We start from the raw sequence: 278 nt of genomic DNA on the forward strand, positions 1-278 counted from the left end.
GTGAGTTCGGGGCGATCGAGTTTCGTGACTTCGCGATTGACGAATTGCGCTTTGCCGTTATCCGCTGCCGCTTCGATCTTTTCTACCGATGCGTTGCCGCCTTCCGCAGCGACCGCGTCGAATGCCGTGGTGCGAACAGTGATGACCTTGATCGCGTCTTGCGATTGCACCGTCGCAATCGCATTACCCGCGTAAATCGGGCGCTCGAACGTATCGGCGTTTTCAACCGCAGTGATATCGCTGATCTGCGCAACGTCGAGCTTGGCGGCAATACGCGG

1 pseudogene is annotated in these 278 nt (G+C 57.9%); it reads right to left on the reverse strand.

Features of this window, described 5'->3' with window-relative positions:
- A pseudogene (locus tag SB764_RS39580) lies at window positions 1-278 on the reverse strand (electron transfer flavoprotein subunit alpha/FixB family protein); the annotation flags it as partial.

Source organism: Paraburkholderia sp. SIMBA_027 (assembly GCF_046535315.1).
Taxonomy (GTDB): Bacteria; Pseudomonadota; Gammaproteobacteria; order Burkholderiales; family Burkholderiaceae; genus Paraburkholderia; species Paraburkholderia tropica.